The organism is Streptomyces sp. NPDC014907 (assembly GCF_055562975.1).
In genome coordinates, this window is the sequence record NZ_JBVHEG010000005.1 from 268,308 (window position 1) to 293,969 (window position 25,662).

26 protein-coding genes are annotated in these 25,662 nt (G+C 74.4%); 11 read left to right on the forward strand and 15 right to left on the reverse strand.

The genetic code is table 11. The annotated features are described in order from the left end of the window. The first annotated feature begins 248 nt into the window (after positions 1-248). The 3 genes from ACZ3IL_RS16360 to ACZ3IL_RS16370 all read left to right on the forward strand — a co-directional run bounded on the left by ACZ3IL_RS16360 (position 249) and on the right by ACZ3IL_RS16370 (position 2,547). A complete protein-coding gene (locus ACZ3IL_RS16360) occupies positions 249-647 on the forward strand; it encodes a hypothetical protein (RefSeq protein ID WP_467390862.1) in 399 nt (132 codons plus the stop codon). Positions 648-729: 82 nt separating this feature from the next. After that, positions 730-1,422, forward strand: a complete 693-nt coding sequence (locus ACZ3IL_RS16365; RefSeq protein WP_467390864.1) for a DUF6766 family protein — start codon at positions 730-732, stop codon at positions 1,420-1,422. A gap of 315 nt (positions 1,423-1,737) precedes the next feature. Next, positions 1,738-2,547: an SDR family oxidoreductase gene (locus ACZ3IL_RS16370; RefSeq protein WP_467390866.1), complete on the forward strand. Its 810-nt coding sequence runs from the start codon at positions 1,738-1,740 to the stop codon at positions 2,545-2,547. 212 nt (positions 2,548-2,759) lie between these two features. Here the strand turns inward: ACZ3IL_RS16370 and ACZ3IL_RS16375 are convergent, their stop codons facing one another. From ACZ3IL_RS16375 to ACZ3IL_RS16385, 3 genes are all read right to left on the reverse strand, one after another. Continuing rightward, a complete protein-coding gene (locus ACZ3IL_RS16375) occupies positions 2,760-3,251 on the reverse strand; it encodes a DUF5709 domain-containing protein (protein WP_467390868.1) in 492 nt (163 codons plus the stop codon). Between the two features lie 66 nt (positions 3,252-3,317). Continuing rightward, entirely contained in the window at positions 3,318-3,554 is a 237-nt protein-coding gene (locus tag ACZ3IL_RS16380; RefSeq protein ID WP_467390870.1) for a DUF6480 family protein, read from the reverse strand. Between the two features lie 251 nt (positions 3,555-3,805). Further along, positions 3,806-3,988 (reverse strand): hypothetical protein, encoded by a 183-nt coding sequence (locus tag ACZ3IL_RS16385; protein ID WP_467390872.1) that lies wholly within the window; start codon positions 3,986-3,988, stop codon positions 3,806-3,808. A 295-nt stretch (positions 3,989-4,283) separates the two neighbouring features. Between ACZ3IL_RS16385 and ACZ3IL_RS16390 the strand changes: the two genes are divergently transcribed. Beyond that, positions 4,284-5,078, forward strand: a complete 795-nt coding sequence (locus ACZ3IL_RS16390) for a nucleotidyltransferase family protein (protein WP_467390874.1) — start codon at positions 4,284-4,286, stop codon at positions 5,076-5,078. Between the two features lie 30 nt (positions 5,079-5,108). Here ACZ3IL_RS16390 and ACZ3IL_RS16395 read toward each other — a convergent pair whose 3' ends face one another. The 3 genes from ACZ3IL_RS16395 to ACZ3IL_RS16405 form a co-directional block, all read right to left on the reverse strand. After that, positions 5,109-5,909 (reverse strand): hypothetical protein, encoded by an 801-nt coding sequence (locus ACZ3IL_RS16395; protein WP_467390876.1) that lies wholly within the window; start codon positions 5,907-5,909, stop codon positions 5,109-5,111. 365 nt (positions 5,910-6,274) lie between these two features. Continuing rightward, positions 6,275-7,540, reverse strand: a complete 1,266-nt coding sequence (locus ACZ3IL_RS16400; RefSeq protein WP_467390878.1) for a hypothetical protein — start codon at positions 7,538-7,540, stop codon at positions 6,275-6,277. Positions 7,541-7,921: 381 nt separating this feature from the next. Further along, on the reverse strand, positions 7,922-8,884 hold the full coding sequence (locus ACZ3IL_RS16405) for an NAD(P)H-quinone oxidoreductase (protein WP_467390879.1): 963 nt from the start codon (positions 8,882-8,884) through the stop codon (positions 7,922-7,924). A gap of 205 nt (positions 8,885-9,089) precedes the next feature. On the opposite strand from ACZ3IL_RS16405, the gene ACZ3IL_RS16410 reads away from it, so the two are divergent. Both ACZ3IL_RS16410 and ACZ3IL_RS16415 read left to right on the forward strand, forming a co-directional pair. Next, entirely contained in the window at positions 9,090-10,334 is a 1,245-nt protein-coding gene (locus ACZ3IL_RS16410) for an NADH:flavin oxidoreductase/NADH oxidase family protein (RefSeq protein WP_467390881.1), read from the forward strand. A gap of 162 nt (positions 10,335-10,496) precedes the next feature. Continuing rightward, the gene (locus ACZ3IL_RS16415) at positions 10,497-11,114 is read left to right on the forward strand and encodes a TetR/AcrR family transcriptional regulator (RefSeq protein WP_467390882.1); all 618 of its coding nucleotides are present in this window, start codon (positions 10,497-10,499) and stop codon (positions 11,112-11,114) included. 148 nt (positions 11,115-11,262) lie between these two features. Here the strand turns inward: ACZ3IL_RS16415 and ACZ3IL_RS16420 are convergent, their stop codons facing one another. Both ACZ3IL_RS16420 and ACZ3IL_RS16425 read right to left on the reverse strand, forming a co-directional pair. Further along, complete coding sequence (locus tag ACZ3IL_RS16420; RefSeq protein WP_467390884.1) at positions 11,263-11,838, reverse strand: type 1 glutamine amidotransferase domain-containing protein; 576 nt, start codon at positions 11,836-11,838, stop codon at positions 11,263-11,265. Positions 11,839-11,956: 118 nt separating this feature from the next. Then, positions 11,957-12,301, reverse strand: coding sequence for a DUF3040 domain-containing protein (locus ACZ3IL_RS16425; protein ID WP_467390886.1), 345 nt, complete (start codon positions 12,299-12,301; stop codon positions 11,957-11,959). Positions 12,302-12,504: 203 nt separating this feature from the next. On the opposite strand from ACZ3IL_RS16425, the gene ACZ3IL_RS16430 reads away from it, so the two are divergent. Then, positions 12,505-13,425 carry a SigB/SigF/SigG family RNA polymerase sigma factor gene (locus tag ACZ3IL_RS16430; RefSeq protein WP_467390888.1) on the forward strand — a complete coding sequence of 307 codons (921 nt, stop codon included), beginning with the start codon at positions 12,505-12,507 and terminating at the stop codon, positions 13,423-13,425. Here the strand turns inward: ACZ3IL_RS16430 and ACZ3IL_RS16435 are convergent. Next, entirely contained in the window at positions 13,400-13,744 is a 345-nt protein-coding gene (locus ACZ3IL_RS16435; RefSeq protein WP_467390890.1) for an ATP-binding protein, read from the reverse strand. The genes ACZ3IL_RS16430 and ACZ3IL_RS16435 overlap by 26 nt on opposite strands. A gap of 382 nt (positions 13,745-14,126) precedes the next feature. On the opposite strand from ACZ3IL_RS16435, the gene ACZ3IL_RS16440 reads away from it, so the two are divergent. Together ACZ3IL_RS16440 and ACZ3IL_RS16445 are read left to right on the forward strand one after the other, a co-directional pair. Then, positions 14,127-14,525: an ATP-binding protein gene (locus ACZ3IL_RS16440; RefSeq protein WP_467390892.1), complete on the forward strand. Its 399-nt coding sequence runs from the start codon at positions 14,127-14,129 to the stop codon at positions 14,523-14,525. 209 nt (positions 14,526-14,734) lie between these two features. After that, positions 14,735-15,772: an NAD-dependent epimerase/dehydratase family protein gene (locus tag ACZ3IL_RS16445; RefSeq protein WP_467390894.1), complete on the forward strand. Its 1,038-nt coding sequence runs from the start codon at positions 14,735-14,737 to the stop codon at positions 15,770-15,772. A gap of 51 nt (positions 15,773-15,823) precedes the next feature. On the opposite strand, the gene ACZ3IL_RS16450 is transcribed toward ACZ3IL_RS16445, so the two are convergent. From ACZ3IL_RS16450 to ACZ3IL_RS16460, 3 genes are all read right to left on the reverse strand, one after another. Next, positions 15,824-16,324 (reverse strand): hemerythrin domain-containing protein, encoded by a 501-nt coding sequence (locus tag ACZ3IL_RS16450; RefSeq protein WP_467390896.1) that lies wholly within the window; start codon positions 16,322-16,324, stop codon positions 15,824-15,826. Positions 16,325-16,425: 101 nt separating this feature from the next. Continuing rightward, on the reverse strand, positions 16,426-17,769 hold the full coding sequence (locus ACZ3IL_RS16455; protein WP_467390898.1) for an MFS transporter: 1,344 nt from the start codon (positions 17,767-17,769) through the stop codon (positions 16,426-16,428). A gap of 168 nt (positions 17,770-17,937) precedes the next feature. Continuing rightward, positions 17,938-19,002, reverse strand: coding sequence for a C45 family autoproteolytic acyltransferase/hydolase (locus ACZ3IL_RS16460; protein ID WP_467390900.1), 1,065 nt, complete (start codon positions 19,000-19,002; stop codon positions 17,938-17,940). Between the two features lie 196 nt (positions 19,003-19,198). Between ACZ3IL_RS16460 and ACZ3IL_RS16465 the strand changes: the two genes are divergently transcribed. Further along, the gene (locus tag ACZ3IL_RS16465; RefSeq protein ID WP_467390902.1) at positions 19,199-20,191 is read left to right on the forward strand and encodes a LacI family DNA-binding transcriptional regulator; all 993 of its coding nucleotides are present in this window, start codon (positions 19,199-19,201) and stop codon (positions 20,189-20,191) included. Positions 20,192-20,306: 115 nt separating this feature from the next. Here ACZ3IL_RS16465 and ACZ3IL_RS16470 read toward each other — a convergent pair whose 3' ends face one another. From ACZ3IL_RS16470 to ACZ3IL_RS16480, 3 genes are all read right to left on the reverse strand, one after another. Beyond that, positions 20,307-21,932, reverse strand: coding sequence for an FAD-dependent oxidoreductase (locus ACZ3IL_RS16470; protein WP_467390904.1), 1,626 nt, complete (start codon positions 21,930-21,932; stop codon positions 20,307-20,309). Positions 21,933-22,125: 193 nt separating this feature from the next. Beyond that, positions 22,126-23,088: an AurF N-oxygenase family protein gene (locus ACZ3IL_RS16475; protein WP_467390906.1), complete on the reverse strand. Its 963-nt coding sequence runs from the start codon at positions 23,086-23,088 to the stop codon at positions 22,126-22,128. 53 nt (positions 23,089-23,141) lie between these two features. After that, positions 23,142-24,653 (reverse strand): flavin-containing monooxygenase, encoded by a 1,512-nt coding sequence (locus ACZ3IL_RS16480; protein WP_467390908.1) that lies wholly within the window; start codon positions 24,651-24,653, stop codon positions 23,142-23,144. Between the two features lie 220 nt (positions 24,654-24,873). On the opposite strand from ACZ3IL_RS16480, the gene ACZ3IL_RS16485 reads away from it, so the two are divergent. Beyond that, the gene (locus ACZ3IL_RS16485) at positions 24,874-25,626 is read left to right on the forward strand and encodes a TetR/AcrR family transcriptional regulator (protein ID WP_467390910.1); all 753 of its coding nucleotides are present in this window, start codon (positions 24,874-24,876) and stop codon (positions 25,624-25,626) included. Positions 25,627-25,662 lie beyond the last annotated feature (36 nt).

The window sequence follows — 25,662 nt, forward strand, 5'->3', positions numbered from 1 at the left end:
CCTGAACTGCGGTATGCGGGGAGACTAGCCAGTGCCACTGACAGCGGGTTCCGGGGCTTCCGCCGGGCGGTGGCGGCGGGACCGGCGGCGGGTTCTTCCGGGGGCGCGGGGGCACTCGAACAGGTGAGGTCCGTCGGCATTCGGCCTCGTCGCCCCCGCCGTCGCGACCCGGCGGGGGACGGCTGGGGGACGGTGGAACGAGTCCCGGCACCGTGGCCGCGGGGACCGGACGGAGGAACAGGATGAGGGTGCGCGTGCTTTCGGCCGTGACGGCGGCCGTGTTCCTGCTGGGTGCGTGCGGCGCGTCGCAGGCCCGCCGGGACGGGGCCTCCCGGGCGGCCCGTTCGTTCGAGGAGTCCCTCGCCTCCGGCGCCTTCGGCACGGCGTGCGGACTGCTCGCCCCGGAGAGCCGCGAGCAGCTGGAGGAGGACGGTGAGCAGCCGTGCGAACGGGCCCTGGCCGCGCGGGAACTGCCGCGCGGGAAGGACGTGCGGAGCGTGGACGTGTACGGCCGGCAGGCGCTGCTCCGGTTGGACGGCGAGACGCTGTTCCTGTCGCAGTTCGACGACGGGTGGCGGGTCACCGCCGCCGGCTGCGTGCCGGAGGAGGGCGACTCGCCCTACCGCTGCGCGCTGAAGGGGGCGTGACCGTGAGGACGATGTTCGCCGCGTGCGTGCTGACCGTCCTGGGAGGTCTCGGCTACTTCACCGCGATCGGGCTGATGCACCGGTGACGGCCGGACGGGGCCGCGGGGACTTCTGGCGGTCGAACAGCCTCAGCCTCTGCTTCGGGGCGGCCTTCCTCGTGGTGCTCGCCGCGCAGGCCGTGGCCGGGCGCGCCGAGTTCAACGAACAGCTGGCCGTCCAGGGGCTGCAGCAGATCGGTTTCGGCGACTACCTGATGTCCTCGGACTTCGCCGTCGACGTCACCGAGAACTGGCAGTCCGAGTTCCTGCAGTTCTTCCTGTACATCTTCGGCACGGTGTACCTCCTCCAGCGCGGCTCGCCCGAGTCCAAGCCCCTGGACAGGGTGGGCCGGGAGAGCGAGCGCGACCAGCGCGTGGGCGACCACGCGCGGGCGGACTCGCCCCGGTGGGCGGGCGCCGAGGGTTGGCGGCAGGCCCTGTACTCGCGGTCCCTGGGGCTCTCCATGGCCGTCTTCTTCGTGCTGTCCTGGCTGGCGCAGTCGATCGCGGGCTCCGCGGCCTCCAACGAACTGCGGCTGCGCCAGCTGCAGGCCCCCGTTCCCTGGAGCTCCTACCTGGGGTCCGCGGACTTCTGGAGCCGGTCCCTGCAGAACTGGCAGTCGGAGCTGCTGGCCGTGGCCTCGATGGCCGTCCTCTCCGTGTACCTGCGGCAGCGCGGCTCACCGGAGTCGAAGCCCGTGGGCGCCGCGCACGACGCCACCGGCGTGGAGGGCTGACGGCCGGCGTCCGGCGGTGCGGGAGGCGGGGCGGCCCGGACCGCTGCCCGGGCAGGAGGGGAAAGGCCCGGACAGCGGCACCCGGCCCCTGCCCGGTGCGGCGGAGTCCACTCGTCCGCCCGCCGTCGTCTTCGGCCGGCCGGCCGGCGGGCGGGCGGGCGGGCGCGGGTCACCGGCGGTGGCGGTGGCGGTGGCGGTGGCGGTGGCGGAGCATGGCCCACCGCGACAGGGGTAGCGGCAGGAGCACCGGAGGGCGCGGTTCCCCGGGGGGAACGGGGCGCCCGGATCGAGGGAACGCACGACAGGAGGCACCACATGGCCGACATCCGGGGTTTCGACCCGCGCACGGCGATCGTCACCGGTTCGGACTCGGGGATCGGCCGTGCCGTGGCGGTACGGCTCGCGGAGGCGGGCCTCGACGTGGGGATCACGTGGCACACCGACGAGGCGGGCGCGGAGGCCACGGCCGAGGAGGTCCGCGCGCACGGACGGCGGGCGGTCGTCGCCCGCCTCGACCTGACGGCGCTGCCGGAGGCGGCCGACGTGGTGGACCGCCTCGCGGAGGACCTGGGCGGGGTCGACGTGCTGGTCAACAACGCCGGCACGGGGACGGCCGAACCGTTCCTGGACCTCGGTCTGGAAAGGTTCCGGGAGGTGGTGGACGTCGACCTGACCGGGCCGTTCCTGTGCTCGCAGCGGGCCGCCCGGCGGATGGTCGAGCGGGGCCGCGGCGGGCGGATCGTGCAGATCACCTCGGTGCACGAGCACCAGCCCCGCGTGGGCGCCGGACCGTACTGCGCCGCCAAGGGCGGTCTCGGACTGCTCACCCAGGTGATGGCGCTGGAACTGGGCGAGCACGGCATCACCGTCAACTCCGTCGCGCCGGGCGAGATCGCCACGCCGATGACCGGCCAGGAGGACGAGGACGTCCGGTCCGTGTCCCGGCCCGGCGTCCCCCTGGGCCGGCCGGGGGACGCCCGCGAGGTGGCCGCCGTGGTGGCCTTCCTCGCGAGCCCCGGGGCGTCGTACGTGACCGGGGCGTCCTGGGCGGTGGACGGCGGGATGCTCCGCATGGGCCCGATGGCCGGCTCGCACCTGACGTCCGACGACTGGCGCCGCCCCTGACCGGCCGGCCGCCCCGCCCGTCCACCCCGTGGGCGGGCGGACGCGCGTCCGGCCCCGCGCCCCGCTCGCGGTCCCCTCTCCCCTGCGCACCCCGCACCGCACCGCACGCGAGGACGTCCCGCGTCCGCCGGGGTCGGGGCGGACGCGGGACGTCCTCGGTGCGTGCGGAACGGGGCGGCGGCGGACCCGGCCGCGCCGTCCCCGGGGCGTCCCTACGGCTCGTCCACCGTGGCGTCCGCCCCGGTGTCCACGTGCATCGCCGCCTCTTCGGCCGGCGCGGCCCAGTCGTCCGGGCCGACGTCCCGGGCGACCGTGCGGTTGCCCGTCTCCCTCGGGGTCTCGACCGGGGTGAGCCGTCCCGCCCGGGTGGCGCCGGCCTGCTCGTCGACGGGTTCGCCCGCGCCCTCCGGGAGGTCGCCGATGCTGTCGCCCTCCGGGGGCCGCGCGTCGGGGACCTCCTGGGCGAGCCGGTCGTCCAGCGACTCGCCCTCCTGCTGCTCCCGCTGGGTGGTGCCGAAGCGGTCCACCCCGCGCGGGCGCTCGGGGGGCGAGTAGCCGGGGCCCGACATGTCCTCCAGCGGGTCCGTCACGATCGCGTTGTCCGGATCGAGCTCGTCGGTGGGGCGGTTGTCCACGTCGGAATGGGTGGGCTGGTAGACGTCGTCGCCGCGGGCCTCGTCCGTGTCGGGCTCGTTGCGGTCCATGACGGTTCCTTTCCGGTTCTGCTGTCTGTACGAGGTGCCCGGGCGGTCCCGGGCGCGGCCGGCCGCTCAGTCGACCATCAGGGTGATCGCGTACACGAGGAAGAACAACGCGCACAGGGCGACCAGGATCCACAGGGCGACGAGCGGGCCGGCCGCCCATCCGCGCCGGAGGGGCCGGTGGGGGCCGGTTCCCGTTCCCGTTCCGGACTCGGCCGGGGGCGTCTCGCCCGGTGCGACGCCGCCACCGGCGTCGACGCCGGGTGTGTCCCGGGGCTCCGGGTCGGGGTTGCTCGGACTGGTCATGGTGTCCATCTCCCTCCGGAATGTCACACGGCCGATACGCGACTACCCGACCGATGGGGCCTTATCCCGGGCGAAGGGCCTGTTCGCGCCGCGTCCCGGACGCCGGGCCACGGCGGGGCTGAGATCCGGGCCCTTTCCCTCTCGGCCCCGCGCGCCGTGACGGCCCGGGGACGGCCGGCCCCGGGGCCCACCGCGGCCCCGGGCCGGGAGGGCTCGGGGCCGGAGGGCGTGGGGCCGCGGTGACGGGCCGGTCAGTGGGCGGCGGCCCCGAACTCGGCGTGCTGGGCGCGCAGGGCGAAGTCGGAATCCGCCCCGACCGGTCCCCCCAGCGAGCGGCGGCGCGCTTCGGCTCTCGCCTCCCGCATCAGTGCGCGGAACTCCTCGTCCGTGAGCCGACGCCGTTCCCCGGTCGTCCGCTGGTCGGGGTTCCCCATCTCGGACCTCCTCTCGATCGTGTTCCTCCGTCCCCGCGCCTACCCCGTACGGCGCCCGGCAGACGGACCCGGACGCGTCCGTCCCGCTGCGGCGCGCCCGGGAACCGGCCGGTCACGGAGGGGGTGCCCGTACGGGACGGCGCCCGGCCCTGTACGTACGCACCGGTGGCGGGGGCGCCCGCGCACGCCGGAGGGGTGGTCACCGGAGGTGTATGACCGGCCCCTCTCCGGGTAGACGCGGTTCCACCCCTCGGGAAGGACCGTCGCGCCCAGTGGCGAGGAACAGGAGCAGGCGATGAACCTCATGGAAGAACCGGCCGCGCGCCGGCCGACGGACGCCGGGGCGGATCTCGCTCCCGCCGGTCCGGAGGGCGCGTCCCCGGGCTCCGGCTCCCCCGCGCCCCGGAAGGCCCCGGAACCGGTGGACGCGGGAGCGGTGGCCCCGGAACCGGTGGACGCGGGACCGCGGGGAGCCCACGAGGGCGACGCGGCCGCGCTGCCCCCCGACCACACCCAGGCGATCCTGGAGACGACGAAGCAGGTCGGAGCCGTACTGAAGACGACGGGGTGCCCCTTCGCCCTGATCGGCGGCGTCGCCGCCTACGCGCACGGCATCCCCGTCCGGCTCCAGCACGACACGGACTTCGCGGTGCGGCGGGAGGACGCCGGGACGGTCACCGAGGCCCTGCGGGAACACGGCGTCCGGATCGTCGATCCTCCGGAGGACTGGCTGGTGAAGGCCCGCTCGGGCGGGGAGGAGATCGACCTCATCTTCTCCCTGGCGGGACGACCGGTCACGACCGAGCTCCTCGAACGGGCCCAGACGCTCCCGGTGGACTCCGTGCACATGCCGGTCCTCGCGCCGACGGACCTCATGGTCTCCCGGCTGCTGGCCTTCTCCGAGCACCACTGCGACTTCGGCGCCCTGCTGCCCGTGGCACGGGGACTGCGCGAACGGGTCGACTGGACGCGCGTACGCCAGGAGACGGAAGGAGCCCCCATGGCCGAAGCCTTCCTCCACCTGCTCGGACTGCTGCACGTCCTCCCGGCCCACGGCCCCGCGACCCCCGGGGGAGCCGGCCCCTCGTAGGGCGCCGCGGGGGCGCGGGGACGGGCCCGATCAGCGGGCCGGCATGCTCCTCGTCGACTCGGCCGACATGTTCCGTGTCGTCTCGGCCGCCTCGGTGACGGCGCGTCGTCCGAGATCGCCGGACAGCTGCATCGTGACGGCGGCCAGAACGTCGTCCCCGCCGACTGTCCGCCCGTCCCCGCGGCGGGTGGACAGGGCGAAGAGGGGGTCCTTGAGCGGCGGGGCCGGGGCCGGCTCGCCCGGCACCACCAGGCCGGCCGTCCCGAACCGCTTGACCCCGCCCTCACGGACGACCACGGCCGCGTCCCGGGCCAGGGCCGTCAGGAACACGCTCGCGATTCCGTCCAGGTCGCGGACCATCGCCGGGACCGCCCTCACCCCCCGGCTCCCCAGCAGCCTCCTCATCCCGGCCTCGAACCGGTGGGCGCCGGCCACACCACTCGGCGTGCGCGCCCCGCGGCGCTCGCGAAGGGACACCAGCACGCCGTCGGCGTCGCGCACCTCGCCCATCAGGCCGTGGAAGGTCGGACTGTGCAGGTACCACGCCGACCCCACCTCCAGCTCGGCGTTCCGGTCGATCGCCGAGACGAGGTCCTCGGGAATCAGCCTCTTCCTGGCCTCCTCGGCCGCCGCGCTCCTCGCGGCGTCGATGATCTCCGTCAGCACGGTCCGCGTCACCGACGCGGCGGCCCACGCGGCCGGCCGGGAGACGTGCAACGCGGTCACGTCCCCGAACACCGCTTTGACGAGCTGGGGCTTGAACGGCAGGCCGGTCACGACGGAAGCGGTCCGCGGACCGCCGCGTCCGGCGCGTAGGGGTTGTGTGGTCATCGAAGAACACGCTTTCTGCTGTCGGAGGCGTCCGTGGCCCGTGCCGCTCCGGGCGGCGGGACCGCAGAACTCCACGGAGGGCGTCGAGCCGGCGCGGGATCCGCCGGGCGGGGCCGCCGGCACACAGAGGTGCAGCGGGCCCCTCCCGGATTCTCGGTGTTCCGGCGACCGGGCGTGCGGCGGGGGTACCGCTCGGGCGGCGCCGTGGTGCGGCGCCGTGCCGGTCGGGCGGCCCGGTGCCTCCCGGCGTCCGGGAAGTGGCGCGGCGCTTCGGGTGTGTTGTCACCGAGGGCGAAGCGGGCGAAGCCCTTCCTTCCCCCGGGGAGGGAGACGGGCCCCGCCCTCCCCGCTTCACGCGCCTTGCTTCACCCGGCGCCCTGCTGCGTGGGCGTCCCCGTGCCGGGCGGACGGGTCGCGAGCGACTCGAACCACGCCGCCGCCGCCGGGTTGAGCCGTGCGCGCGGGCCGGGCTTCGGGTCGTGGAAGGCCGCGTACGCCTCCGCGAACCACTCGTCCGGCGTGGAGAACTGGTAATTGGAGACGGCGTGCTGCTCCCGCTCGGCCCGCAGGTAGCTGACCCACGTCCCGTAGTGGTCGACGTGGTACGTCCGGCCCCCGATCGTGAGGGGGTCCCCGCCGCCGTTCGTGAGCGTCCACGGCTGCGCGAGGGCGAGACGCCCGAACTTCACGACGCGGTCGAGATCCCTCTCGAACTCGGCCCCCTGCCCCGGAAAGTCGCCGGCGACACTCATCAGCCGCTGCGGGTCCCTCCGCGCCACCGTCGGGTTCAGCGCCTCCGCCAGGGCCTCGGCGAGCGTCGTGGGGTAGTCGCGTCCGCCGGACAGGCCGGCCGGGAGCCCCACCGCTTCCAGGACCGTCTCCACCACCGGCGTGGGGTCGTGGTGGACCTCCCAGCCCCCGAAGCGGGGTTCACGGTACGTCCCGCTGCTCATCCAGCCCGTGTCGCGGTCGACGGAGTGGCCGATCTCGTGCCGCAGCGTCCACTTCACCAGGTTGCCGTTGGCCAGCACGTCCGAGACGCCGCCCATGACCTGGCGCCTCTCCCCGGCGATGCCCAGGGCCTTGTCCTCCGCCCCGCTGATCCCTTCGTAGCCCTCCATCGCCCCCTTGTCCATCAGGAAACGCTGCAGGGAACCGCGCCGGTTCAGTTCCGTGTAGAGCCAGGAGGGCATGCCGAAGGGACTGACCATGTCGATGGCCCCGGTGTCCGGGTCGTACAGGCTGGCCGCCCCCTCCGTCTCGGGTGCGGCGGGCTGGATGGCCCGCAACTCCGGGTTGTCCCTGGTGTCCCGGGGCGGAAGGCCGGCCAGGATCGCTTCGATCCGGTCGAGCATGGAGTGGCTGAAGTGGTCGTTCGGCCGGTCCGCCGGCGGCCCGACGCGGATTCCGTACGTGGCGCTGAGCTGCCTCTCGCGCTCCGCGGCACCGGCGTTCGCCACGAGTCCGGCGACGCCGCGCCCGCCGGTCGAGCCCAGCATCTGGACCACGGCGGCGTTCCCCGCGGTCCGCTGCAACGCCCTCACCCGCGCGGCCTGCCCCCGGGGGTGCTCCGTCCGCGCCCGCGCGACGCCGCTCGTCCCGTCCGTCTCCGCTTCCCGTCGTGCGTACACGGTTCTCCTGTCTCGGGGCTCCCGGGACTCCCGGCGTGGTCCGCCACCGTTCCCTCGTGAAGTCCACCGTGTGCGGGGGCCCTTCCGGAAGAGACGGGAGGGCAGATCCGGGGGCACACGAGGGCAGGGGCCCGCACGGCGGAACGCCGGTTCCGCACCCGCCCGTTCCGGCCGGTGAGGGCCGTCGCCCCGACGGCGTTCCGCTCGTCCTTCCCGGGGGCGGACGCCTCCCGGTCCTCACGCCCGTCCGGCGGGCGGACGGCGGGCGACGGGCAGCGGACGGCGGGCGGCGGGTGGCGACCGGCGGACGGCGGACGGCGGACGGCGGACGGCACCAGTGGGCGCGGCTTCCGGTGCCGCCGGTGACGCCGGCCCGGGGTCTCAGCCGCCGTTGACCAGGAGGATCTTCCCGGTGTGTCCGCCGGCCTCCATCCTCCGGTGCGCCTCGGCGGCCTCCGCCATGGGCAGCCGGTCCTCGACGAGCAGGCGCACGGAACCGTTCTCGATCATCGGCCAGACCTTGTCGCGGACCTCCGCGACCACGGCGGCCTTCTGCTCCTCCGACCGGGTGCGCAGGGTGGTGCCGTACACCGAGAGGCGCTTGAAGACCAGGTCGGCCAGGTCGAGCCTGCCGTCGGGGCCGTTCTGCACGCCGATGACGACCAGACGTCCGTCGGCGGTCAGCGACCGGACGTTGCGTTCGAGGTAGTCGCCGCCGACGACGTCGAGGATCACGTCGTAGGGGCCGTGCTCGGTGAAGTCCTCGGCGCGGTGGTCGACCGCCACGTCCGCGCCCAGTTCCCGCACCCGCGCCACCTTCTCCGGGCCGCCCACCGTGGTGACGACGCGGGCGCCCAGGGCCTTGGCGATCTGGACCGCCATGGAGCCCACGCCTCCGAGCCCGCCGTGCACGAGAAGGGTCTCCCCCGCCTTCAGTCCGGCGGTCATGACGAGGTTGGACCACACCGTGGCGGTGACCTCGGGCAGACCCGCCGCCTCCACCAGGCCGACCCCCTTCGGCACGGGCAGGAGCTGCCCGGCGGGAACGGCGACCTTCTGCGCGTAACCGCCGCCCGTCAGCAGGGCGCAGACCTCGTCACCCACCCGCCGGCCGGTGACGCCCTCGCCGAGGGCGCCGATGCGACCGGAGACCTCCAGACCCGGGTACGGCGACCAGCCGGGCCGCAGCGGATAGAGGCCCATGCGCTGCATGACGTCGGCCCGGTTCAGGCCACTGGCCACCACGTCGACGACGACCTCGCCGGCGGCGGGCGTCGGGTCCTCGACCTCCGTCCACTCCAGGACCTCGGGACCACCGTGCTCCCTGACCGACACAGCCTTCACGACGACTCCGTTCCTCTGCCCGAGCGGTGACTCTCCCGTCCGAGACAAGCACGACGGTCCGGCCCCGGCAAAAGGGAGGACGCCGACGGCCCGGCCGCCGGGCCGCGGCGTACTTCACGGACTCGAATGTTTACACCGATTACATCGAGGCGCTAATGTAAGTGATGCAAACATTTCGAGCGGTCCCGACAGAAGAGGAACCCCCATGACCAGCGAGCTGTTCTCGCCCCTGCCCCTGCGCTCCGGGCAGGTGCTGAGGAACCGGATCGCGAAGGCGGCCATGGAGGAGAACATGGCCGCCGACGGCCAGCTCCCCGGCGAGCGGCTGTTCACGCTGTACCGGCGCTGGGCCGCGGGCGGCACCGGGCTGCTGATCACCGGCAACGTCATGGTCCACGCCGAGGCGCTGACCGGACCCGCCGGCGTCGTCCTCGACGAGGACGCCCCCCTGGAACCGTTCGCCGAGTGGGCGCGGGCCGGCACGTCCGGCGGGGGCAAGATCTGGATGCAGATCAACCACCCCGGCCGCCAGGTCCCCTCCGGCATGCCCGGCGTCGTGTGGGGGCCGACCGACATCGGCGTCAGCCTGGGCAAGCACAGCAACCGCTTCGGCAAGCCGACCGCCATGACCCCGCGGCAGATCGAGGAGACCGTGGCGCGGTTCGCCGTCACGGCCCGGCGGGCCGAGAAGGCCGGCTTCGACGGCGTGGAGATCCACGCCGCCCACGGCTACCTGCTGTCGCAGTTCCTCTCGCCGCTGGTCAACCGGCGCACCGACCGGTGGGGCGGGCCCCTGGAGAACCGCGCCCGGATGCTCCTCGACACCGTCCGCGCCGTGCGGGCCGCCGTCTCGCCGTCCTTCGCGGTCGCGGTCAAGCTCAACTCCGCCGACTTCCAGCGCGGCGGCTTCGACGCCGACGACGCCCGCCGGGTCATCGGGATGCTCGAACCCCTCGGCGTCGACCTGGTCGAACTCTCCGGCGGCAGCTACGAGAGCCCCGCCATGACCGGACGCGCCGCCGACGACCGCACCCGGGCACGCGAGGCGTACTTCCTCGACCTGGCCGAGGACCTCGCGAGGACCAGCCCGCTCCCCCTGATGCTCACCGGCGGCGTCACCCGGCGCGCGACGGCGGAGAAGGTCCTCGCCGGCGGCGTGGCGGTCGCCGGCATGGGCACCGCCCTCGCCGTCACCCCCGACCTGCCCGACCGCTGGCGCCGGGGCCTCGAGGCCGACCGGCGGATGCGGCCGGTGACCTGGTCCGACAAGGCCCTCGCCTCCGCCGCGAGCATGGCCCAGGTCCGCCACCAGATGCGCCGCCTCGCCCGGGGCAGCCGCCCCGGGCCCGGCACCCACCCCGCGATCGCCCTGCTCTCCGAACAGCGCAGGCAGCGCAAGGCCCTGCGCGGCTACCGCGCCTGGCTGGCCACACCCCGGAACAAGGCCTGAGCGGCCCCGCCGGCGGCCGTCCGCCCCGCCCGCGGGAGCGGGGGGCGAGAACGGCTCGCGGGCCGTCCCGGTTCTCCCTTCCCCTGCGGCCCCTTACGATGTATACGGCGTTCACATGGGAGAGGACATGGGACCGCCGTGAACAGTGAGGATGTGCGGCCCATGGCTCCCGGCGACACGTACCACCACGGCGACCTGCGCGCCGCCTGTCTGCGCGCCGCGCGCGAACTCCTGGAGGAGGACGGCAGCGCGGGCCTCTCGCTGCGCGCGGTCGCCCGGCGTGCCGGCGTGTCGGCCACCGCCCCCTACCGCCACTACGCCGACCGCGACGCGCTCGTCTCCGCCGTGGCCGCCGAGGGGTACCGCGAACTCGCCGGCCACCTGGCCGAGGCCCACCCGGCGCCCTCGACGCCCGGCGAACTCGCCGCGGTGGCCGTCGCCTACGTGCGGTTCGCGCTGGAGCACCCGGCCCTGTTCCGGGCCATGTTCGCCGAGCCCTGCGACCCCACCAGCGAGGAGCGGGTCGCCGCGACCGCCGCCATCTCCGCGTACGTCCACGGCATCGTCCGCGACGCCTTCCCCGGCGCCGGCGACACCGATACCCTGGCGACCACGGTGTGGGCCCTCGTCCACGGCCTGGCCTTCCTGCACCTCGACGGCAAGCTCGACGCCTCCACCCCCGAGGCCGTCGCCGACCGGGTCACCTCCGCCGTCCACGCCCTGTTCGGTGCCTCCCCCGCGACGCCCGGGACGGCGGCGGCCGCGCGGACGGCCGTCTGAGCCCTCTCCTCCGCGGCGGCCTCCGCCGGGGCCCGCCCCGTGAGCGGGTCCGCGCGCCGTGCCGGTCCGGCCGGGACGGCGGTCCCGGCAACGGAACGTGCCCGGTCCCCGGCGGGATCCGCCGGGGACCGGGCACGGCGCCGTGCGGCTACGACGCGCTCCCCGATCCCTCCCGGCCTCCGAGGGCATGGATGATCGCCGCCGAGAAGGCGTCCAGGTCGCCCGGGTTGCGGGAGGTGATCAGGGGGTGGCTCCCGGAGGTGTCCACGACGACCTCCTCGTCCACCCAGGTCGCGCCCGCGTTCTCGAGGTCGGGGCGGAGCGAGAAGTACGAGGTCAGGCGGCGTTCTCCGGCGAGTCCGCCGTCCACGAGGAGCCACGGTCCGTGGCAGATGGCGGCCACCGGACGGCCCGCCTCCGCGAAGGCCGCGACCAGGCGGCGCGCGTCGTCGTCGGTGCGGAGCTGGTCGGCGTTCACGGTGCCGCCCGGCACGACCACGGCGTCGTACCCGTCCGCGGTCGCCTCGGCCAGGGTCGTGTCCGGCTGGACGACGGAACCCGGGTCCTTGTCCGACACGAGGGTCTGGACGCCCTCGTCCTTCTGCGCGGCGACCGTGACGCGGGCCCCCGCCTCGCGGAGGGCCGCCACCGGCTTCTCCAGTTCGTCCTGCTCCGTTCCGTAGTTGGTCGTGAGGACGAGCACGTTCTTTCCGTCGAGCGACACTGTCTGTTCCTCTCTGGACTCGTCGGTTTCCCGGGCCTCCGGCGCGGGTCTGTCCCGCCCGTGCGCCTCACCCTCATGGACCACCCTGAAACCCCGCATACCGGGCGGACCGTCCGGCCTATCCGGTATCGCGCGAACCGGTCACCCTGCGCCGCACCCAGTGGACGAGTGCGCCGAGGACGACGAGGAGGGTCAGGGCCCACACGACGGCGAAGGCCCAGACGAACGCCGGGGCCCCGGTGACCGCGGCGAGGACGAGGAGGACGAGGGGCGCGACCACCAGCAGGGCCAGGCAGACGGCCGGCAGGCGGCGGCGCACGCCGCGCTTCCGGGGCGGGGACGACCGGGGGCCGCGCCGCTCCGGGCGGGGCCGCCGGGGAGGGGCGGGACCGCCCCGCTCGAGCTGTTCCTCGATCTCCGCGAGGACACGTCGCTCGTACGCCGAGAGCCGGACCTCTCCCATCGCGGACACCTCCTCCTGGGGGCGCTTGCACCATGAGGTTCCGCGGCCCGCGCGGCCGCGACAGAGCCCTGCGACTACCCTAGAGAACTGGGTCAAACCTCACAAAATCGGGCATCATTCTTGAGGATGCCCGCCAGGCGGACCCCCGTCGCCGCTCTCGCGCAGCGGCGGCGGAGGCCCACCGCCACCGTCGAAGGAGCCTCATGTCCACCGTCGGAAACCGCTCCGCCCGCCCCCTCGGCGCCGGCTCGGGACCCGAACCGGGCACGTCCGGGAATCCGGGGGCCGCGGTGCGTCGGGCGGCGCTGGCCGGCCTGCCCGAACTCACCCGCCCCACCACCATCTCCACCGACGACGCCCAACCCCTCTCCGCCGCCCTCCTCACCCGACTGAACCAACTCGACGAAGGCACCCCCGAACACGCCTACGTCCGCAACACCCTGGTCGAACTCAACCTCAGCCTCGTCAAATTCGCCGCCCGCCGCTTCCGCAACCGCGCCGAACCCACCGAAGACATCATCCAAGTCGGCACCATCGGCCTCATCAAAGCCATCAACCGCTACGACCCCCACCGCAACACCGACTTCTCCGCCTTCGCCCTGCCCACCATCACCGGCGAAATGAAACGCTTCTTCCGCGACACCAGCTGGGCCGTCCGCGTCCCCCGACGCCTCCAGGAACTACGCATCGACCTCGCCAAAACCACCGACCACCTCGAACAACACCTCGGCCGACGCCCCACCCGCACCGAACTCGCCCACCACCTCCACCTCACCGAAGAAGAAATCACCCAGGGCCAACTCGCCGCCCACGGCTACACCACCCGCTCCCTCGACACCCCCACCACCGACCACGACACCACCCCCACCACCCAACCCCACCACCTCGCCACCACCGAACCCGCCTACGAACTCATCGAAACCCTCACCTCACTCCAACCCCTCCTCCAACACCTCCACCCCCGCGACCGCCACATCCTCCAACTCCGCTTCGGCGAAGAACTCACCCAAGCCGAAATCGGCCAACGCATCGGCCTCTCCCAAATGCAAGTCTCCCGCCTCCTCACCCGCATCCTCAAAGACCTCAAAACCGCCCTCCTCACCGACAACCCCACGGACCACTGACCTCCAACCACACCACCTTCCCGGTCAGTCCCGCACCCCTCTCCTCGCACCCCCAGGCGCCCGCCAGCCGGTCGAAGACCATCAGCCCGTGCCCGCCCGGCAGCGCGGGAGAGCGACGGACCTGGGCGCGCGGCGGTTCGGAGCTCCCGTCCGCCACCTCCACCCGCAGCCGTCCCCGCCCGTGCCGCAGCACGAACTCCTCCGGGCCCCCCGCGTGCAGGCAGGCGTTCGTCACCGCCTCCGACACCAGCAGCAGGACGTCCTCCACCCGTTCCCGCTCCGCCTCGTTCCTCGCCGGAGTCCATCCCCAGTCCGCCAACGCTTCGGCGGTGAAATCCCGGCAACGCGTCACCACGCCCCGCACCCCGCGCACCCTCAGCCTCCGCACCTGGACTCCTCCTCCGCCGTCAGCCATGACCCTGTCGGGGCCCGGGTCCTTCGTTTCCCGGCTCTGCGTTCTGCATGGATTTCACCGTTCCTCTCCTGCTTTTCGCTCTTTTACATCTTTCCGAGAACTGTGGCCGCATTCCTGTGAGTCAGGAGGTTGCGCGAGGGATTCAGGGCACGGGACGCGACGCGGAACACCGTCCCGGCGGACGGCGGCGCGAAGTCGCCGGCCGGGGTTTCCCGGCCGGTGCGGCGGGGTTCGGCGCGGGCGGCCGGGGCACCCGCAGCGTATGAACGGTCACCCCCCACACCCCGTGGCCACCGACGCCCGCCGGTACGAACTGACGGAGGACCCAGGGCTGGCGGGAACGTGCCGGGACCTCACGCGGCAGGCGCTGGACGAGTGGTTCGGCGCCGCCGGGCAGGTCGCCGTCGGGGACGCCCTGCTGCTGGTCTCCGAGGTCGTCACCAACGCGTTCACCCACGGGGGCGTGCCGTACGAACTGCGGCTCGGCCGCGTCGGGGGACGCCTGTCGGTGCAGGTCAGCGACACGAGCCCGGTGCGTCCCCGCCCCCGCGGCCCCCACTCCCCGAGCCGTGCCTCGGGACACGGCCTGTACCTCCTCGAACGGCTGGCGACGGCCTGGGGCTGTGTTCCCCGGGACGGCGGCAAGACCGTCTGGTTCGAGGTGGAGATGCTGCCCGGGTCCTGAGGGACACGGCGTTTACGGCGTACCCGGCGCGGTCACTCGCAGGACGTGGCCCGTTCCGCCGCCGGCGGAACGAACGGGTCCTCCTCCGTCCCCCCGCGATCGGACAGCGTCATGAACATCCTCCGCGCCGGTGCGCCGCGCCGCCCGCTCCCCCCGCACGACCCGGCCGGCCCGCCCGCCCGGCGCGCCACGGCGGGGAGGCGGGCGTCATGAGGGTCGTCGTCACCGGAGCCACCGGCAACGTCGGTACGAGCGTGGTCCGCGCCCTCGACCGCGATCCCGGGGTCACGGACGTCCTCGGCGTCGCCCGCCGCGTGCCGGAGCTCCGGATCGGCGGCGTGCGCTGGGCGGCGGCGGACGTCGACCCCGGAGGCCCCGACCTGGCCGGGCTGTTCGCGGGAGCGGACGCCGTGGTGCACCTGGCCTGGAAGTTCCGGCCCACCCGCGACCCGGTGGAGACCTGGCGCACCAACGTCCTGGGCAGCGTCAGGGTCTTCGAGGCGTGCGCCCGGGCGGGGGTGGGGGCCCTCGTGTACGCGTCCTCGGTCGGCGCCTACTCCCCCGGCCCCTCCCACGGGCGCCCCGTGGACGAGTCGTGGCCCACCCACGGCTGGCCCGGTGCCGCCTACACCCGGGAGAAGGCGTACCTGGAGCGCTACCTCGACGGCTTCCAGCTCGCCCATCCCGGGCTGCGGGTCGTACGGATGAGGCCGGCGTTCCTGTTCAAGGAGGGGGCCGCGAGCGAGCAGCGCCGCATCTTCGCCGGCCCCCTGCTGCCGTGGCGCGCCGTGCGCCCGGGGGTGCTTCCGGTGCTGCCCTCGGTCAGGGGACTGCGCTTCCAGGCCCTGCACACCGACGACGCGGCCGAGGCCTACCGCGCGGCCGTGGTGCGGCCGGTGCGCGGGGCGTTCAACCTGGCGGCCGATCCGGTGCTCGACACCGGTGTGATGGCCCGGCTCCTCGGGGCCCGTACCGTCCCGGTGCCGGCGGTGGCCGCCCGGACCGCGCTCGCCGCCGCCTGGCACCTGCGTCTCGTGCCCGCGACCCCGGGGCTGTTCGACGCGGTCGTGCGGCTGCCCCTGCTCGACTCCGGGCGGGCCCGCGAGGAGCTGGACTGGATGCCGGAGCGGAGTTCCGAGGAAGCGGTCGGCGAGTTCCTCGAAGGCCTCGGCCGGGGCGCGGGTCTCGGCACTCCGCCCCTGGTCGCCGACGCGGCGCACGCGAAGGCCGGCGGCGCGGCGGGATGAGCCGTGCCCCGCGGGCGGTCCCGGGGACCGTCCGCGGGGCACGGCCCGGGGTCACGCGCCCACGACGCGGCGCACGTTCTCCAGGCGCCCGCAGTCCGACGCGAGCTGCCGGGCCCGCTCCTTCAGGAACGCGCCGCCCAGTTCGGCCCTGCGCTCGTCGGGAACGGTCTCCCGGGCGTCGTTGAGGATGGTGCGCTCCTCCTCGTCCATGTGGTGGGTGACCGCCCCGACCAGTTCCTCGAGGCGCTCGTCCCACGCGTCGGAGCCGATGTCGTCCACTTCGAGGAGGGCGAGGAGCGCCTTGTTGCCCTCGTCGTGCTCCTCGACGCCGTGGTCCACCTCCTCGTCGTCGACGTCCTTGAAGCGCTTGAGGGCGCCGTAGACCTCGGCCTCCTCGGCCTCGCCGTGGGCGATGAGCAGGGCCGAGAACTCCTTCAGCGCGGCGGCCCGGTCGGCCTCGACGCTCCGCATCCGGCGGAACAGGTCCTCCATCGCGCGGTGGTCCTCCAGAATGGCCGCGACCACGTCCTGGTTCTCCTTGCTGCCCGCCATCGTCCCGTCTCCTCCTCGGTTCGTCTTCCCGTCGCGCCGCGGGGCGGCGCAGTGCGGCTGGTACCCCTGACCGGGAGAACGAACCGTGTCCGCCGGGCGGGTCAGACCGCCGTGGCGCCGTGGACCTCCTCCGCGGCGCGGTCGCCGGCCGGCGCGCCGAGCCGGGCGGTCGGCGTCCGGTACGTCTCCCGCAGGCCCCGGGCGCACAGGACCAGGACGAGCGCCGCCGCGGCGGAGTAGAGGCCGACGCCGACGGGGTCGCCGTCGCAGGCGATGAGGAGGGCGGTCGCGGCGGTGGCGGCCGTGCCGCCGCCCAGGGCCGCGCCGGTCTGGTAGGTGGCGGAGATGGAGGAGTAGCGGGTCGCGGCCGGGAACTGCTCGCCCAGGAAGGCGGGGACGCAGCCCTGCGGGGCGGCCATGAGGACGTTCAGGAGGACGTAGGCGAGGGTCGCGAGGACGAGGACGTGGCCGTCCACCAGGGGGAAGTAGAGGAAGAAGAAGGCGGCGTAGGCGAGGGTGCCGGCGATCACCACGGGCTTGCGGCCGCGCCGGTCGGAGAGCGCCGCCATGACCGGTACGGCGGCCGTGAAGGCGAGGGAGCCCGCCACCTGGAGCAGCAGGGACTCGGTGTAGCTGTAGCCGCGCTCCTCGGCGTACGTCACCGTGAAGATGGTGCCGATGTAGGCCAGCGTGTTGTAGCCGAAGGCGACGCCGATGGCCAGGAGCATGCGGCGCGGGTGCCGCCTGATCGAGTCGAGGATCGGGACGCGGGGCGCGTGGCCGGCGCGGCTCTCCTCCCGGGGCATGCGGCTGCGGGCCACGACGCCGACCAGCACGAGCAGGCCGCCCAGCCAGAACGGCACGCGCCAGGCCCAGGCCCGGAGCTGCTCCTCCGGCAGGAGGGTGACCAGGGTGAAGACGCCGGTGCCGAAGAGGCTGCCGATGCCGATGCCGGCGCTGGTGAAGCTGCCCCACAGGCCGCGGCGGCCCTCCGGGGCGTTCTCGATGCCGAAGAGGGACGCGCCGCCCCACTCGCCGCCGGCCGCGAAGCCCTGGACGAGGCGCAGGGCGACGAGCATGACGGGGGCGGCGAGGCCGACGGTTCCGTAGGAGGGCAGACAGCCGATGAGGAAGGTGCTGCCCCCCATGATCAGCAGGGTGAGCACCAGCATGGCCTTGCGGCCGATCCGGTCGCCGAAGTGGCCGATCACGATGCCGCCGAGGGGACGGGCGACGAAGCCGCTGCCGAACGCCGCGAAGGCCACCAGGGTGCCCACCGCGGGGTCGAAGCTCGGGAAGAAGACGGCGGGGAAGACGATCGCGGCGGCGAGGCCGTAGATGATGAAGTCGTAGAACTCCAGGGCCGTTCCGAAACCGGAGATGAAGAAGGTGCGCGTGCCTCCGGCCGCCGGGGCCTTCGGTTCGGGCCGGACGGTCTCCGTCATGGCGGGTCCTTCGGGTGGGAGGGGTGGGGAGGGAGCGGGGCGCGGACGTGCGCGGGACCGGCCCGCGCGGGGCGGGAGGACCGGGGCGGGGACGCGCGGGGCGGGGATACGGGATACGGGGGGGAAACGCGCGGGGCCGGGGATACGGGAGCGCGCAGGGGGGCGGGCTCAGAAGCGCGCGAGCCCCTTCGCCGCGGCCTCGTGCGGAGGGCCGGCCAGGTGGTCCAGGGCGCAGTGGGCGACGTCGAGGCCGATGGTGAGCAGGGTGCCCCACTGCTCGTGCGGCGGCCGGCTCCCGTCGGGGCGCATGCAGACGACGGCGTCGGCCCCGGCGGTGCCGCACAGGGCGCCGGCCCGCTCGGCGGGGGACAGTCCCGGCATCGCGGCGCGCACCTCGCGCAGGTGGGCGAATCGTTCCGCCGTCATCGAGTCGGCCGGGCCTGCCTCCCCCGCCGCGAGGCCGGGGTCGAGGAAGTGGTTGGTGTGCAGCAGCCAGCCGTCCTCGCCCGCCGGGACCACCGCGAGGCCGGCGGGAGAGAGCTCCAGGCTGGCGGCCGAGGAGTCGGCGGTGACCACGGTCAGGGAGGTCGAGGCGCTGACGCGGGCGGTCGAGGCGATCCCGACGGCCTGGTCGAGGGTGTCGGCCTCGTCGAGGATGCGCCGGGCGACCGCGTGCACGGGGACGCCGCCGCTGCCGGAGTCGGACGTGTGGAAGAGGATGTTGAAGTGCACGCCCAGGCCCGCGCTGTTGACGCCGATCTTGCCGGGGGCGCCGAACTCCGTGAAGAGCTTCACCGTGCGGCCCTCGCCCGGCGTCAGTTCGTGCAACAGCGCCTCGGGGGTGAGCAGGTCGTGCCAGTCCCAGGTCTGAAGGGTCTGCGGGGCGGCTCCGGCGGGCGCGAAGACGGCCGTGGAGCACTCGCCCTTGCCGGGCGCGGGGCATCCGGCGAGGACCTCGGTGCGGGCTCCGACGGCGGCCACCTTCCAGCGCTCGGTCCCGGCCGCGTCGGCGCAGGCGTCCGACTCCTCGGCCAGTCCCGGCGCCCAGGCGCGCAGGGCCTCGTGGCTCCGTTCCGCGACGGCGCGGACCCGCTCCCCGCTCAGGCCGAGGACGGCGAAGTGCTCCAGGTAAAGCTCCGCGGTCCTCCGGACGCTGTCGCCGAACCGGGTTCCGACCAGGGTGCCGCGCTCGTGGGGGTCGGTCGTCGCGGTCGTCAGGGTGCGCAGTTCCACGGGTGTTCCTCCGGAGGGGGGCGCCGGACTCGGAGACGTCCGGCGGGATCGCTCACGAACGGTGAGCGGTGCGCTTCAAGCTAGGAACGTAAAACGTTTTATGCAATGCTTCGGGAAACTCTTCGGGAACCAGCGGTTTCGGCCGGGGCGGGCGGGCGGCACGGTGACACGGTCACGGGGCATCACGATCAAGGACGTGGCGCGCAGGGCGGGGGTCTCGATCACCGCCGTCTCGCACGCCCTCAACGACAAGGGGACCCTGAGCGCGGCCACGCGCGCGCACATCCGCTCCGTCGCCGACGCCATGGGGTACGAGGCCGACGCCCTGGCGCGCGGTCTGCGCCGCTCCACGATGGGGGCGGTGGGGCTGGTGCTCCGTTCCCTCGACGCCCTGGGCGACTACGCGCCCGCCGGTGTGGACGTCTTCGAACGGTTCGTGGGCGCCACCGCCTCGCAGGCCCTGGCCCGGGGCCTGAGCCTCATGCTGGTGCCCGACCTGACGCGGACGCCGGTGCCGCCGCTCGCCTTCTCCCTGGACGGCTACATCGTCACCAACCCGCACGTGGACGACCCGGTCGTCGCCCGCCTGGAGGAGCGCGGCATCCCGTACGTGACCTACGGGCGTCCGCCGGGGCGCCCGGACTTCGTCCACTGGGCCTCGGAGGACGACGCGGCCTCGGCCCGTCTGGTCCTGGCCCACCTGGAGGCCGCCGGGGCCCGCAGCGTCGCCCTGGTGCGCGGCACCGACCCGAACGCCTGGAACCTGGACCACCAGGACGTCTACCTGGAGTGGTGCGCCGGGCGCGGCGGTACGCCCCGGCTGTACGAGCTGGCCGAGCGCGCGGGCGTCGAGGGCGGGGCGGAGCTCGCCGGCCGGATCGTGGAGGACGGCGTGCCCGACGCGGTCTTCTGCCTCACCGGACGGCACGCGGCCGGTGTCCAGCGCGGTCTGCTGGCGCGGGGCGTCCGGGTGCCCGAGGACACCATGGTGGCCGCGGGTTCCGACTCCGAGCACGCCCGCCACAGCCGTCCCGCCGTCTCGGCGGTCGCGCTGAACCCGGTGGAGAGTTCGGCGGCGCTGCTCGACATCCTCCAGTCCCTGATCGCGGGCGGGGAGACCGTCGCGCCCCGTCTCACCAGGGCCCGTCTCCGCCCCCGGGCGTCGACGCGGCGGCAGCACCCCGCGTGAGGCCCGGCCGTCCCGCGCCTGCGGAGGCGCCGGCCCCGGCCCGTGCCGCCGGTGCCTCCCGGGGCCGGACCACAGCGACGGGGCGGGCTCTCTCCCCCGGGCGGGCGCCGCTCGTTCAGACGGTGACGGGCCGGCCGTCCCGCGAGGCGCCGCGCGCGGCGGCCAGCAGGTCGTCCCGGGCGACGAGCTTGACGCGCGGGCGGCCCTGGGCGCGGCCCTCGGCGCGCTCGGCGGCGTCGATGGCCCGCCAGCCGTCGAGACCGACCGCGTCCGGGTGCGCCGCGGCGGCCGGCGGGCCGGCGGGGGCGGTCAGCCGACCGGCTTCGAGGTCGTCGAGGAGGGCGGAGACGGTCTCCTCCGCGCAGGACTTGTTGGTGCCGATGAAGCCGACGGGACCGCGTTTGATCCAGCCGGTCACGTAGACGCCCGGCTCGACCCGGCCCCGGTCGTGGGGCACCGTGCCGGTCTCCGCGTCGAACGGGAGGCCGGGGACGGGCTCGGCGCGGTAGCCGACCGCGCGCAGGACCAGCGACGCGTCGAGGGTCTCGGTCGTGGACGTGGGGACGGCCCGCACGGTGCCGTCGCCGGCGCGGCGCAGTGCGTTCCTCACGACGGTCAGGCCGGTCACCCGGTCGCCGCCGGTGATCCGGACCGGGCCGGTCAGGAAGCGCAGGACGATGCGGCGGCGGCCCGGCACGGGGGTCCGGGCGGCGAGTTCGGCGAGCACGGCGGTCTTGGGCGTGGCGTCCGCCGGCACGTCCTCCGGCCAGCCCTCCACGAGGACGTCGACGCCGTCGAGCGCGGCGAGCGCGATCAGCTCGGGCAGGGTGAACGCGGCCTCGGCCGGCCCGCGGCGGCCGAGCACGACGACTTCCCGTACGCGGGCGGCGCGCAGCGCGGCCAGGGCGCGGTCGGAGATGTCGGTGCGCGCGAGGGCGTCGGGGTCGGCGGTCAGGACGCGGGCCACGTCCAGGGCCACGTTGCCGTTGCCGATGACGACGGCCCGTTCGCCGTCCAGGCGGTGGGTGGCGGCGGCGTGGTCGGGGTGGCCGTTGTACCAGGCGACGAAGTCGGTCGCGGAGACGCTGCCGGGCAGGTCCTCGCCCTCGATGCCGAGCCGCCGGTCGGTGGCCGCGCCCACGGCGTAGACCACGGCGTGGTGGTCGCGGACCAGGTCCTCGTGGTGCAGGTCGCGGCCGATCCGGGTGTTGAGGCGGTACGCGAAGCCGGGCTGGTTCTCGATGGTCCGGAAGAGTTCGGCGACCCGCTTGGTGTCCTGGTGGTCGGGCGCCACCCCCGCCCGCGCCAGGCCGTACGGGGTGGGCAGCCGGTCGTACACGGTCACGCTCACCCCGGGGTGCCGCAGCAGCTCGTCGGCCGTGAAGAGGCCGGCCGGTCCGGCGCCGACCACCGCCACCCTCAGGCCTTCCGTCGCCGCCCGGCGCTGCGGGGGGACGAGGAACATGGGCGTGCGGTCCGCGTGCGGGGCGGAGTCGTAGTAGGCGCGGTTGAGTTCGAGGAACGGGAGTTCCGCCCGGGTGAGGCCGGTGTGCGGTTTGAGCGCGTCCACCGGGCAGGCCGTCGTGCAGGCGCCGCAGTCGACGCAGGTGCGGGGGTCGACGTAGAGCATGTCGGTCTTCCCGAAGTCCGGTTCGCCGGGTGCGGGGTGGATGCAGTTGACCGGACAGGCCATGACGCACGACGCGTCGGCGCAGCACGACCGGGTGACGACGTAGGGCATGAGGGGCGGTTCTCCGTTCGCGTTCGCGGAACAGGTGGGGCGGCCGGCGCGCCGGAGCGGGTCGGGGTGTGCCGTCGGGGCCGGGCGGGCCCGGTGGACCGGGGCCGTGCGCGGTCCCGGAGGCCGCGCGGCCGGGGCCGTGACGGCGTGCGGACCGGGTCCGCGCGCCGTCACGCCCCGGGCGGGACGCGGTTCAGGCGGCCCTCGGGGCCGGTTCGCCCCGGTAGCGGGAAGGGCGGCCGTCGATGCGCAGCGCCCGCCACACCTTCCGGGAGGTGCGGTTCATCAGGCCGATGTCCTCGGCGAGCATCCGCACGTCGGAGAAGAGGTCGCGGAGCATCTTCTCGCCCTCGGGGGACTTCCAGAAGATGTCCTTGATCACCCGGTGGGGGACGCCGATCCTCTCCGCGGTCCTGCGGTCGGGGACCATGATGACGTCGCCGAGCACCCGCATGATCACCGGGAAGGCCACGGAGAGGGCGCCCTTGCGGAACCTGCCGTAGCCGGGGACCTTGACGCGCAGGAACTCGTGGGCGAAGGAGATGTGGCGGGCCTCCTCGGCGACGTGGATCTGCATGAGCCGCCGCATCAGCGGGTGGATGTCCTCGCCGCCGCGCAGGATCGCCTTCTGGAGGTGGTCGATGGGCTCCTCGCCGGCGAGGACGCCGGTGAAGAACGACTCGGGTATCAGGGAGCCGGCCAGCGGCAGGAAGCGGCTGACCACCCGGAAGGAGCGCCTTCCGCCGGGCACGTCGGCGCCCGCGCGGTTCACGAACTCCTGGAACATCTGGGTGTGGTGGCACTCCTCCGTCGCCTCGTGGGTGAGGTAACGGAACTCCGGGTTCTGGTTGGGCAGCGAGAAGAGGTAGTCCATCACCCCGCGGATGAGGACGTTCTCGAACTGCATGCCCACCTTGACGATGTTGGCGTACCGCCACAGGCCGATCCTCGTCCGGACCTCCAGCGGCTGCGCCCGGTACCACGGGTGCCCGCCCAGCGGGTCCGCGGCCGGGAGGACCCAGCGGGGGTCCTTCGGGTCGATGGCGAAGTCGGGGTGGTCCCAGTCGATGTCGGTGAAGGCGTCGAAGTGGATGTGCACCGACGCCTCGGACAGGGTCCGGAGCCTTTCGTGGTAGCTCTCCTGGCTGGTGGTCATCGTCGTCCTCGGTCTCTCGCGATCTGCTGTCCGGAGGGGGTGGTGAGGGGGCGTCAGGCCGCCGGGGCCCGGTCCTTCCGGTCCGCGGGCCGCTCCTCGGGGGCGGCCCGGACGAAACGGAGGGCGGGGTCCTCGACCGGCGAGTCCCGCAGGGCGCGGCGGTCGCGGTAGTAGTCGTTCCAGATCCGCCACGGGTCCCGGACGCCCTGGCGGGGCATGATCGCGTCGCCGCGCGCGATGTAGCCGGAGGTCAGCGACTCGCCCATGACGGAGACCGGGGACCGGTCGTCGTCGGTGGCGACGGGGGTGGCGCTGGTGATGCCGTGCCGGTCCATGTGGGCGATCAGCCGGCTGAAGTAGGCGCAGGCGAGGTCGGCCTTGAGCGTCCAGGAGGCGTTGGTGTAGCCGATGACCATCGCCAGGTTGGGGACGCCGTCGAGCATCACGCCCTTGTGGAGGAGGCGGTCGCGGGTGACGACGGGCTCGCCGTCGACCGCGATCTCCATGCCGCCGGCGAGCTGCAGCCGCAGGCCGGTGGCGGTGACGACGATGTCGGCCGGGATCTCCTCGCCGGACCCCACCCGCACGCCGGTCTCGGTGAACGTCTCCACGTGGTCGGTGACCACGGAGGCCCTGCCGCTCCTGAGCGCCTTGAAGAGGTCGCCGCCGGGGACCACGCACAGCCGCTGGTCCCAGGGCTTGTACGACGGGGTGAAGTGGCGCATGTCGACGCTCTTGCCGACCCGCGCCCGCACCGCGCCGAGGAGGACCCGGCGCATGAGCCGGGGGGCCTTGCGGCACAGGACGTACAGGCCGCGCTGGAGCGCGATGTTGCGGACGCGCCCCACGCGGTGGACGAGTCCGGCCGGGACGCGCAGCCCGCGCAGGAGGGTGGAGACGGGGTCGTCGGCGGGCAGCGCCAGGACGTACGTGGGCGAGCGCTGGAGCATGGTGACGTGCGCGGCGGTGGCGGCCATCGAGGGGACCAGGGTGATGGCGGTGGCGCCGCTGCCGATGACGACCACGCGCTTGCCCGCGTGGTCGAGGTCCTCGGGCCAGTGCTGCGGGTGCACGAGGGTGCCGCCGAAGCGCTCCTCGCCGGGGAACTCCGGCCGGTGTCCGGCGTCGTAGTCGTAGTAGCCGGTGGCGCCCACGAGGAAGCGGGCGGTCCACGTCTCGGTCCCGCCGGTGGCCTCGTCCAGGGTCTCGACGGTCCACCGTCCCTCGTCGCTCGACCAGTCGGCGCGGACGGCCCGGCGGCCGAAGCGGATGTGCTCGGTGACGCCGTGCTCCTCGGCGGTGGCCCGGACGTAACGGCGGATGTCCGCGCCCTCGGCGAGGACCTTGGTGCCGTGCCAGGCGCGGAAGCCGTAGCCGAAGGTGTACATGTCCGAGTCCGAGCGGACGCCCGGGTAGCGGAACAGGTCCCAGGTGCCGCCGATCCGCGCGCGCCGCTCGACGATCGCGTACGTGGTGCCGGGGTTTCCGTCGGCCAGGTGGCAGGCGGCGCTGATGCCGGACAGTCCCGCGCCGATGATCAGTACATCGACGTGCTGGTGCTCCATCTCGATACCTCTCTGTCGCCGGTCCGCGCCCGGCCTCGTACCGGGGGCCGGGGCCGCCCGTTCCCGTCGCCGCCGGTTCCCGGGAGAGCCGGACGGGTCCGTCCGGTACCGGTATTTACCTGTGTCACTGCGTCCAAGGTACCGGCGGTAACACGATGTGCGCCACCCCCGGGAACGTCCGCGTCCCGTCCGCCGCGAGCGGCCGGGTACGATCCACGCCGTGGCGGAGGACAGGAACGCAGACGGCAACGCCCGGCCCGACGGCCGGGACACGCGCTGGTCCGGCCACCGCGCCGAACGCCGTGACCAGATCCTCACCGCGGCCCTCGCCGTCATCGGCCGGGAGGGGACGTCGGTCAGCGTGGCGGCCATCGGCGCCGAGGCCGGGGTGCCCCGCTCCGTGGTCTACCGGATCTTCCGCAGCCGCGAGGACCTGGACGAGCAGATCCGGGCGCGCATCGCCGACGACCTGCTGGCCTCGCTGTACCCGGCCCTCGACCCGAAGGGCACGATCCGGGAGGCCATCGAGCTGGCCTCCGCCACCTACGCGGGCTGGGTCGCGGAACACCCCCGGCTCCACCAGTTCCTCGGCATCGGCTCGCCCGAACACCGCCTCAGCGGCTCCCGGGTGGTCGCGGGCACCCGCACGGCCATCGCCCTCCACCTGGCGCGGCTGCTCGACTCGTACGCCGAGCAGATGCTCGACGGCGCGAAGGCGCCGGCGGGCTTCACCCTCAACCTGGCGTTCGGCATGGTCGGCCTGGTCGACGGGGTGGTCGACCAGTGGGCCGCCCGCCCCGGATCGAGGAGTTCCCTCGACGAACTGACGCACTTCCTGAGCGACGCCCTGTGGGGCGTGCTCTCGGGCTCCACCCCCCGGCTGGGGCTGAAGCTCGATCCGGACCAGCCGATCGGATCGGCGCTGGAGCTGCCGGTCCGCCTCCCGGCCGGCCCGGAGACCGCGGAGGACTGAACGGGCCGGAGCGGCACCCCGGTCCGGCCCCGCGCG